The sequence below is a fragment of the Synechococcus sp. W70.1 genome (assembly GCF_047461515.1).
Classification (GTDB): domain Bacteria; phylum Cyanobacteriota; class Cyanobacteriia; order Thermostichales; family Thermostichaceae; genus Thermostichus.
In genome coordinates this window covers 51,692-60,943 of sequence record NZ_JANSHH010000007.1, presented here as the reverse complement: position 1 = coordinate 60,943, position 9,252 = coordinate 51,692, and the positions used below count along the sequence as shown (strand labels likewise).

The window sequence follows — 9,252 nt, the reverse complement described above, 5'->3', positions numbered from 1 at the left end:
CCCCCCCCCCCCCCCCCCCCCCCCCCCCCCCCCCCCCCCCCCCCCCCCCCGGGGGAGCGCTCGTCATCGTCAGGAAACCCTACGTAGCCTCCCAAGGGCAGCGCGCGAATGGCATACTCTGTTTCCTTGCCCTGGTAGCGCCACAGCACGGGGCCAAACCCCAGCGAAAAGCAGTTGACGTGGATCCCTTGCAGTTTGGCTGCTGCGAAGTGGCCCGCCTCGTGCACCAGAATGAGGAGGGCTAGGATGGCGATGGAGAGAAGAATCGGCATGTGCTGGCAACAACAAAAGAGGAGACAGCTACCCTCGCAAGAGAGGGGAATTCAGCCCGAAGTCCTCGGGGCAGGGATCCTCAGAACACCTGCTCCACTTCTAGGATGTCGGGGATCCTCTCCCGCAACTTGCGCTCAATGCCCATCTTCAGGGTTAGGGTAGAACTGGGGCAGGCGCCACAGGCCCCCTGCAGGCGCAGCTTCACCACTGGGCCATCGATCTCCACCAGCTCTACATTGCCGCCATCAGCTTGCAGATAGGGGCGCAGCTCGTTGAGGACTTTTTCCACATTTTCGGCAGTTAGTTCTAGGGTTTGGGCCATGGTTCCTTCTAGCTTGCTCAGACCTTGATTGGTGGCGTTAAGCTTGACTAGCACTTAAGCCGGCCAGGGATCGCCCTTTTTCAGCATAGCCTCCTTTTTCTAGAGTTTGGGGAGGAGATCCGCCTCCAGCCCGAAGACTAGAATAGGGGGCAGGTTTGCCCCTTGCTGACAGCTTGCCATTCCCAGCAGGGGCACTTTCCGCGCCATGTTGGACATTTTACTCATTGCAATCTTCATCTTAGCGGGCTCGGGCCTTGGGTTCTACGGCCTGGATTTGCTCCCCCCTGCTGCTCTTGAAGGAGCCAACGTCGAAGGGGCGCGCGTGGTTACTGGCGGCTTTGGGGCCTTGGCAGGTTTGGCGCTGGGATCCCTGGTGCGCTGGGGCTACCGCCGCTTCGAGGCCAACGTGCGCTCGCTGCCACCGGATGTGTTGATTAGCCGCTCGGTAGGATTGGTCATTGGCCTGGTGATTGCCAACTTGGCTATGGCTCCTGTCTATTTACTGCCCCTGCCCCAGGAGCTGAACAATTTTCTGGAACCCCTGGCCTCTGTCTTCTTTAGCCTCTCCTTTGCCTACTTGGGAGTGAGTTTGGCCGATACCCACGGCCCGGCGCTGTTGCGCCTATTCAACCCTAACTATGCCCTACAGGCGGCAGCAGAAGGGAGTGTGGTGGCAGCCAGCCCCAAGGTTTTGGATACCAGCTCCATCATTGACGGGCGCGTGGCTCAGTTGATTGAGAAGGGCTTTCTGGAGGGAACGCTAGTCGTTCCCCGCTTTGTGATTGCCGAGCTACAGGCCATTGCTGACAAGGCCGATCCCCAAAAACGGGAGCGGGGTCGGAGGGGGCTGGATACGCTGCAGGCCCTTCGCCAGGCCAACCCCAACTGCTTTGTTATCCACGAAGCCAACTACCCTGACCTAAACACCGTCGACGAGAAGCTGGTGCGCCTTGCCCAAAGTGTGGGTGGGACGCTGGTAACTACTGATTACAACCTAAAGAAGGTAGCTCTGCTGCAAGGGATCAAGGTGCTGAATGTCAACGAGCTGGCCGAGGCTTTGCGGCCTATCTACATCGCTGGCGATAGCTTCGACATCAGGATTACTCGTGAGGGCAAGGAGCCAGGCCAGGGGGTAGGCTATCTGGAAGATGGCACGATGGTGGTGGTGGAAGAGGGACAGCGGGCCGTAGGCAAAACTCGCTCGGTCGTGGTTACTGGCTCCATCCAGACCTCGGCAGGGCGAATGCTCTTTGCCCGCCTTGCCGACAGAGACTCCAACCCCACTACCTCAGCTTCCTCTGCAAAAACCTAAGTTCTGGATCCCAAGAGCTTGGTTTTTCAAAGCTCAAAGCAAGGTGGGTGTGCTTCGACCGGATCTCATCCTCTACACGCAGGATCGCCAGCAGCGCTTTCAAAGCTTTTACTGGGAAGGCGCTGAGAGCTACGGCATCTACCCGCAGCAGATTGTGGCTGCCCAGCAGAGGTGGGAGTTGGTGAACGGGGAGGAGTACCAAGCCAAGCTCAGCCAGGTGTTTGCGGCAGGGGAGCCCCTGCAGCACGAATGCCAAGTCCTCTCGCCCCGCTACAAGCTGCATTTGCACCTTTGCCTCAACCCCGTGCGGGATACAGAGGGGGAGGTGGTAGCTGTTGCGGTGGTGGGTAGAGTGCTGGGGGCAACGCCCTTCAACTTGGCTGGAGGGACAAGCAAGACTCCTAGGTCGCCCTATTCCTTCAGTGACGGTGAGCCGCTCCAGGCGGTTACAGCTCAGCTTCTGCGCAGCATTGGCCACTCGGCAGGTATCCGCGAGCTGTGCCAGCAGACGGTAGAACAGTTGGGGCAGTTGTTTGGGGTGGATCGGTGTCTACTTGCCCTCTACGAGGTGGGACAGGATTTCCTGACGGTTAACGCCGAGTACCGCCGCTATCCGGAAACTCCCTCGCTGCTCAACCAGACGCTGCGGCTAGGAGATCACCCCCATTTGCTCCAGGCCCTTAGACAGGAAGAGCCAGTGGTAACAGAACGCCACCTAGCCGTGGCCATGTGCTACCGCAGCTATCCCAACAGCTTGCTTTGGCTAGAAGTGCTGCCCCCCAAGACAGCTCCTGCCTGGCAGACCGGCCACTTCCAGCTGCTGCAGATTATTGCCACCTACTTGGGTACTGCCATTGCCCACGCCAGGTTGCTCGAACAAAGTCGCCAACTGGCCACCCGTCTGCAACTGGCTAACCAAACCTTGCTTCAGAAAAACAAAGAGCTAGAACTGGCCCGCGCCCAAGCAGAATCGGCCAACCAACTCAAAAGCCAATTTCTGGCCAACACCTCCCACGAGCTGCGCACCCCTTTAAACAGCATCATCGGCTTCATTAGGCTGGTACTGGACGGAATGGCCGAAAGCCGGGAAGAGGAGCTGGACTTTTTGCAGGAAGCCTACCGCTCTGCCCTGCACCTGTTGGCCTTAATCAACGACGTGCTGGATATTGCCAAAATTGAAGCCGGCAAACTGGAGTTGCAGTTTCAACCCTGCGACCTGCAAGACCTCTTCAAGGATGTGGAGGCCAAAACCAGTTTGCAGGCCAGTCAAAAGGGATTGCAGCTCAGCTTTCACCTGCCCCCCAGGGCGGAGCCCATTTTGCTCTACGGCGACTACCAACGCCTGCTGCAGGTGATGCTTAACCTAGTGGGCAATGCCATCAAGTTTACCCCCAAGGGTTCGGTAACGGTGCGAGCAGACCTCCTGCCTGGCGAGCCAGGGATGGCCCGCATTCGCGTTATCGACACCGGGATCGGCGTGTCGTTGGAAAAGCAGCAAAAGCTGTTCCAGGCCTTCACCCAGGTAGATGGCTCCACCACTCGCCAGTACGGGGGCACCGGCCTAGGCTTGGCCATCAGCCAACGCCTGGTGCAGGCAATGGGGGGGGAGATCCATTTCTACAGCTTGGGAGAGGGATTGGGCTCCACCGTTACCTTTACCGTGCCGCTCTACCGCCAGCCTCTCCCAGGGAGGGATCCCAACCTGCCCCAGGAGAAGACGCCGGTCTCACCCTGATTCTCCAGCCGACAGCCCACCCATGCCCTATCCCCGCAAGCGCTTTGGCCAGCATTGGCTCAAAGATCCTGCTGTCCACGCGGCAATTGTGGAGGCCGCCCAGTTGCCACCACCCCAAGAGGGCAGGGATCCCCCCTGGGTGCTGGAGATTGGCCCAGGTACGGGGCAGTTAACACGGCGGCTGTTGGCCCAAGGCGCCCAGGTGGTGGCAGTGGAGATCGATCGGGATCTGTGCCAGTTGCTGCGCAAGCGCTTTGCCAACGAGTCCCGCTTTCAGCTATTGGAGGGAGATTTTCTGCGCCTGCCGCTCCCGCCTCAGCCCCGCCTGCTGGTGGCCAACATCCCCTACAACCTCACTGGCCCCATTTTGGAGAAAGTTCTGGGATCCCCAGCCCAGCCGGTGAGGCAGTTTGAGCGCATCGTCTTGATGGTGCAAAAAGAGCTGGCTGAGCGCCTGCAGGCCAGCCCCGGCAGCAAAGCCTACGGCGCTTTGAGTGTGCGGGTGCGTTACCTAGCTGAGTGCGAGCTCATCTGCCGCGTGCCCCCTAGCGCCTTCCAGCCTCCTCCCCAAGTGGAGTCAGCAGTGGTTCGCCTCACTCCCCGCCCTGCCCCCACCCCCGCCCACGATCCCCGCTGGTTCTCCCAACTGGTTTGCCAGGGCTTCTCTGCCCGCCGCAAGCAACTTGTCAACGCTCTAAGAGGGCTCGTGGATCGCGAGACCGTGGCCGCCGCTCTGGCCCAACTCCGCCTCAGCCCCACGGCGCGCGCCGAAGAGCTGGATCTGGGCGATTGGCTGGCCCTGAGCAATCTACTGCTGGAGCAGATGCCTAGGATGGCTGCCGTTTCCGGCAAGGGAAAACCGCGGTAGGGTGAGAGGGAGTTCTCGCCCAGAACAACCTATGCTCAACAACCAGGGCAAACAGATCCTTGTTACTGGAGGTACCGGTGGGCTGGGGCTGGGAGTAACCCCTGTGCTCCTGGACACAGGGGCAGCGTTGACCTTGACCTACCGCCAAGAAGAGGAGCTGGCTGCTTTGCGGCAGCGCCTGCCAGCCAATAGCCTGGATCGGGTGCGCTTTGTGCAGGTGGACTTGCTGAACGAAGCGGCTGTGGCCCGGCTCATTGACGATCTGCCCCGCGTCGATGGCTTGGTGCACCTGGTGGGTGGCTTTGCCATGGGCCCCACCCACGAGTACAGCCTAGAAGCTTGGCGGCGCGACTTCGACCTCAATCTCACCACCACTTTTTTGGCCTGCAAGCACAGCCTGCGCAAGATGTGGCAACAGGGTTATGGACGAATCGTAACGATAGCCTCCCGAGGGGCAGTAGAACCGGGATCTCAGCTGGCGGCCTACTGTGCCTCCAAAGCCGGGGTAGTGGCCCTCACCCGCACCATTGCCGCCGAGACCAGAGGCACCGACATCACCGCCAACGTCATCCTGCCCAGCATTATTGACACCCCCGCCAATCGCGCCGCCATGGGATCTGAGCAGGCAGAGCTGTGGGTGAAGCCGGAGTCGATTGGGCAGGTGATTGCCTTTTTGGTCTCGGAAGCAGCCCGCGATCTCAGAGGGGCAGCGATCCCGGTGTATGGCAATGTCTAATCCAGTTGGTTGACCCAGCCACCAAGCACCTTACCATGATAGGAGATATGGGCTTATTTTTGTGCCGTTCTTTACTATGCTGAAGCAATGGTTCTCGGGTGGTTTACGTCGGCAAATTGGCCGCATTGAGGTGGCGGGAGTTATCGATAGCAAAACCCGGGAGCGGGTTCTCAAAGCCTTGAAAGAGGTGGAAGAAAAACAGATCCCTGCCGTGGTGCTGCGCATCGACAGCCCTGGCGGGACGGTGGCGGACTCGCAGGAAATCTACAGCGCCCTTGTGCGCCTGCGGGATCGAAAAGGTATCCCCATTGTGGCTAGCTTTGGCAACATCGCAGCCTCGGGGGGAGTTTACATTGCCATGGGAGCGGAAAAAATTGTCAGCAACCCTGGCACCATCACTGGCAGCATTGGTGTTATCATTCGCGGCAACAACCTTGAAAAGCTGCTAGACAAAATTGGGATCTCCTTTAAGGTAATTAAGTCCGGCCCCTACAAAGATATCCTCTCCTTTGATCGCGAGCTGACTCCCGAAGAGCGCAACATCCTCCAGGAGCTGATCGACATCACCTACAACCAGTTCGTGCACACCGTTGCAGCGGCGCGACGGCTGAGCGTGAGTGTGGTCAAAACCTTTGCCGATGGCCGCATTTTCAGTGGCGAGCAAGCGCTGCACTTGGGAGTAGTTGATCGCTTGGGAACGGAAGAAGATGCTCGCCTCTGGGCGGCTGAACTCGCAGGGCTGCCACCAGAGGCCAAGTTCTACGATCTGCTGCCCCGGCGCAGGGGGTGGGCCCGCTTCCTGCCCGTCGCAGAGGCCCTGGAACGGTTGCACTTTGAGGTCAGTACTTCTGGCTTGCCCCTGTGGCTTTACACCGGCCCTTGAAGGGCCCCTCTTAGCGGCCGCGTGAAAAGAGCCGCTGCTTACTCCTCTAGCTGCCAGGGATCTTGGGCCACCTCCTCATCGAAGATGCGGGGCGGGCGTATGGCCATTAGCACTTGACCCAAGAGGGGAGAGGGGGGCAAGTCCTCGTCGATCCACTCCAGGGAGAGCCATCCCTCCCGATCCACTAGAAAAACCCCCGCTCTCCCTTCCCAGGTGCGAACGGCGCGATCGACCACTAGCAGGACGGGATCCCGCTCCTCCTCAGCGGCCACCGGCTGGTCCAAGAGGGATCCCAGGAGTTGATTTTCCACCTGCAGGGCCACGGGATCAGCGGCCCTCTGAAGGGCTGGCCAAGCGGGCAAAGCTATCCACATCTGTCCAGCCGCACTGCTGACCCAGCCAAAAGGCCCCTGCGGTGCAGCAGGAGGGATCCCTTCCCAAGTGGCGGTGGCTAGCGGCAGGGATCCGGCCACGGGCAACAAGCGAGGCAACTCCTCTTCCGGGCGAAATACCGACAGCCTGGGCAAGAGCTTGCGCCGGGAGCCGAGAGCCAGCGTCGTCAGGAGCTGCTCGATCTGGCGGCGGGCGGTTTCGCTGTGGACATACTGGAGAGCCCGGCCAATGGCCCGTGTCCGCTCCTGCAGATCGCGGCTTTGCTGGGCAGTCTTCCAGGCTTGATAGGCCACTGCGTCGCCGGGGTGATCCGTAAACCCTTCCGGAAGCTGCCGCAGTTGGGCATAGCTTTTCACAGCCCGAGCAATCTCGTGGGCCTCCCCGGCACCTAGGTTGCGGCTGACCACCAGCTCCGCTACCCGGATGCGATCCTTGGGGGAGAGGATGCGCAGCTCGTAGAGGATGTCGCTACCTCGCTGGGCAAAGTGCTCCAAGAGGGCCGCGCTGGCGCCTGCCTTGGCCATTCCCTCGTAGACTTGGGCGGCAACAACCATCTGGTTTTGTTGGGCAGGCTCAAGCCCCGTTGCCTCAAAGATGGCCTGGGGGGTCATTTTCTGGTGCTGCAAGCTTTGGCAGGCCTTGGCCCAGTCCAACCACCCTCCCTCCCTGCGCCGCAGCTGCTCCAGCAACCCGCTGGGGGAGGGTTCAGGCAAATGCTGACTCATGGCAAAGCTTCCTCCGCAACCACTACCAGAAAGCAGGGCAAAGATCCACTGGAATCCCAAAGGGCGGCAGCTGGCCACGCCGAGGCCAGGTTAGAGTACGATTTTAAGGACTTTCCCTGGACCAAGTTAGTCCAAGGGGATTACTCGGGCAGCATGGCCCTCCCCTGGCAACTGGTTGAAATCCAATTGCCATAGCTCAAAGCCCTGCAGCTCCCCGGCCTTGGGCACCTGCAGCCAGACCCGTCCCTTTTTTCCCACCTGCAACACTCTGGAGGCGGCGGGCACGGCCACCTGGGCCAAGGGGTCCCCCCCCTTGCTGTACAGCCAGAGGGACAAGAACCCCTCCCCCTCCTGACACAGCAGCAGCACGCCCCAAGGGGCCTTGGCTATCTGGACAGGCCACCCTTTTAAAAACCAGCGGCGCAGGCGCAGCGGGTTGAGCTGGACTACGCCAAGGTGGGGGCAGCCGCCCTGTCTCTCGCCCTCGCTAGGGGCGAATAGCAGCCGTTCTCCCAAGCTGAGCACCTCCCCTCGGGGATCTAGCGGCAGGCGATAGCAAAGCGGCTGCACTCCCGTCTGCCCAACTCCTGGATAGGGCAACACGCTCATGTCCACCCATTGCCGTCCCCGCCCTACTAGCAGCACCAGCTGCTCCGAGAGGGCCAGTAAACGGGGCAGGGATCCCGTTGGCACCTGCCAAGGCCAGCGGAAGTAGCAGTGGAACTCGGGAAAAGGTTGAGCTGCAGTTGGCCCAGTTGGCAGCCATTGCACTGCCCCAATTTCCTTGGCAGTGGCCCAGATGAGCTCCTGGCGCTCCTCTAGCCAGGTGGCTTGCCACCTCTCCTCAAAACTCAGGAGGGTGCGGATGCGGGTGGGACTGAGGTGCAGAAGGCTACTTTTGGAAACAGCCAGGGCTTCTGGAAAAGTCCCCAGGAACACCACCTCCTGCAGGGGCTCGGCCAAGGGAAAACAGGCCAGCGGCGGCGCCCCCAGGGCAAGGGTCTGGAGTTCCAGCCACTCTAAGCTCTGGGGGGTAACTCGCAGCAGCAGGGGGGAACGGCAGCCGCTGGGATCCTCACAGACATAAAACTTCTGCAAGCCGCCGTTGGCTGGCAGATCCCAAACCTGAACCCCGGGGGGGGACTGGCGCAGCAGGCGCGGGCCAACCCAACAGGCAGCTGGCTCTTGCCACTTCTGGGCAACCGCCGCCAGGGCCGAACGCATCTGCGCTGCTGTGCGGAACCGCCGCAGGGGCAGCTTGCGCAAAGCCACCTCTAGCACCTCCTGCAAAGGCGCCGGGATCCCCTCCGGACAGACAAACCGCTGGTTGAGGTGGGCGTGCATCAACTGGGGGGGAGATCCGGAAAAGGGCCGCCGGCCCGTCAACAGCTCCAGCAGGATGATTCCCACCGCATAGAGATCCGAGGCAGGGCTAAACTGACCGTAGAACCGCTCGGGAGCCATGTAGGCCGGTGAGCCGGTAGCAGCGCTCTCCCGAGGAACTGGCTGCGGCTGGCGGGCAATGCCAAAATCGGTCAACTTCAGTTGCCAGCCCTGGGGCGTGGGCTTAAGCAAAATGTTCTCGGGCTTTACATCGCAGTGAATGACTCCCTGCCCATGGGCATGGTCTAGGCCAGCCAGGATCTGATCCACAAAGCCCAAAACCAGCTTGACGGGCAGCCACAGCCCCTGCTCCACCTGGTTGATCAGCTCCCGCAGGGTACCTCCCTCGCAGTACTCCAACACCAGATAGCGCCCCTCGCGGGCATGTTCCAGGGCGTAACAGCGGGTGATGTTGGGGTGGTTTAACGTCAGCAGATAGCGCAGCTCCCGCAGTAGGTTAGGGGTGGGAAAGCGCTCCAGCGGCAGCTCCTTGAGAGCCACCAGCTTCCCTCCTTGGCGGGGCCGGGCGCAGAAGACTCGCCCATACTGTCCTTGTCCAGCCAAGCCTAGGATCTGGTAGCTGTCGTGGATTGACTTGGTGGTGCGGGTGCGCCGGGACACA

The 9,252-nt window shown here is 60.9% G+C and carries 9 protein-coding genes; 5 read left to right on the top strand and 4 right to left on the bottom strand.

The window, feature by feature from the left end:
* Both NW808_RS01620 and NW808_RS01615 read right to left on the bottom strand, forming a co-directional pair.
* On the bottom strand, positions 1–272 hold a 272-nt coding region (locus NW808_RS01620; protein WP_414420057.1), incomplete at its 3' end, for a site-2 protease family protein.
* A gap of 80 nt (positions 273–352) precedes the next feature.
* Positions 353–595: a NifU family protein gene (locus NW808_RS01615; RefSeq protein ID WP_414396728.1), complete on the bottom strand. Its 243-nt coding sequence runs from the start codon at positions 593–595 to the stop codon at positions 353–355.
* A gap of 205 nt (positions 596–800) precedes the next feature.
* Here NW808_RS01615 and NW808_RS01610 point away from each other — a divergent pair, with 205 nt between their 5' ends.
* From NW808_RS01610 to sppA, 5 genes are all read left to right on the top strand, one after another.
* Positions 801–1,907: a PIN/TRAM domain-containing protein gene (locus NW808_RS01610; protein ID WP_414420056.1), complete on the top strand. Its 1,107-nt coding sequence runs from the start codon at positions 801–803 to the stop codon at positions 1,905–1,907.
* 49 nt (positions 1,908–1,956) lie between these two features.
* The gene (locus NW808_RS01605) at positions 1,957–3,642 is read left to right on the top strand and encodes an ATP-binding protein (protein WP_414420055.1); all 1,686 of its coding nucleotides are present in this window, start codon (positions 1,957–1,959) and stop codon (positions 3,640–3,642) included.
* A 22-nt stretch (positions 3,643–3,664) separates the two neighbouring features.
* The gene (gene rsmA, locus NW808_RS01600) at positions 3,665–4,510 is read left to right on the top strand and encodes a 16S rRNA (adenine(1518)-N(6)/adenine(1519)-N(6))-dimethyltransferase RsmA (protein WP_414420054.1); all 846 of its coding nucleotides are present in this window, start codon (positions 3,665–3,667) and stop codon (positions 4,508–4,510) included.
* A gap of 31 nt (positions 4,511–4,541) precedes the next feature.
* Positions 4,542–5,246, top strand: coding sequence for a 3-oxoacyl-ACP reductase FabG (fabG, locus tag NW808_RS01595; protein WP_414396123.1), 705 nt, complete (start codon positions 4,542–4,544; stop codon positions 5,244–5,246).
* 76 nt (positions 5,247–5,322) lie between these two features.
* Complete coding sequence (sppA, locus tag NW808_RS01590; RefSeq protein ID WP_414420053.1) at positions 5,323–6,129, top strand: signal peptide peptidase SppA; 807 nt, start codon at positions 5,323–5,325, stop codon at positions 6,127–6,129.
* 38 nt (positions 6,130–6,167) lie between these two features.
* On the opposite strand, the gene raf1 is transcribed toward sppA, so the two are convergent.
* Together raf1 and NW808_RS01580 are read right to left on the bottom strand one after the other, a co-directional pair.
* On the bottom strand, positions 6,168–7,247 hold the full coding sequence (gene raf1, locus NW808_RS01585; RefSeq protein WP_414420052.1) for a RuBisCO accumulation factor 1: 1,080 nt from the start codon (positions 7,245–7,247) through the stop codon (positions 6,168–6,170).
* A gap of 126 nt (positions 7,248–7,373) precedes the next feature.
* Complete coding sequence (locus NW808_RS01580) at positions 7,374–9,251, bottom strand: serine/threonine-protein kinase (protein WP_414420051.1); 1,878 nt, start codon at positions 9,249–9,251, stop codon at positions 7,374–7,376.
* Position 9,252 lies beyond the last annotated feature (1 nt).

Bases quoted from the DNA above. Each gene is read 5' to 3' on its own strand.
- NW808_RS01615 (WP_414396728.1), bottom strand. From the start codon at position 595: ATGGCCCAAACCCTAGAACTAACTGCCGAAAATGTGGAAAAAGTCCTC.
- NW808_RS01610 (WP_414420056.1), top strand. From the start codon at position 801: ATGTTGGACATTTTACTCATTGCAATCTTCATCTTAGCGGGCTCGGGC.
- rsmA (WP_414420054.1), top strand. From the start codon at position 3,665: ATGCCCTATCCCCGCAAGCGCTTTGGCCAGCATTGGCTCAAAGATCCT.
- fabG (WP_414396123.1), top strand. From the start codon at position 4,542: ATGCTCAACAACCAGGGCAAACAGATCCTTGTTACTGGAGGTACCGGT.
- sppA (WP_414420053.1), top strand. From the start codon at position 5,323: ATGCTGAAGCAATGGTTCTCGGGTGGTTTACGTCGGCAAATTGGCCGC.
- raf1 (WP_414420052.1), bottom strand. From the start codon at position 7,247: ATGAGTCAGCATTTGCCTGAACCCTCCCCCAGCGGGTTGCTGGAGCAG.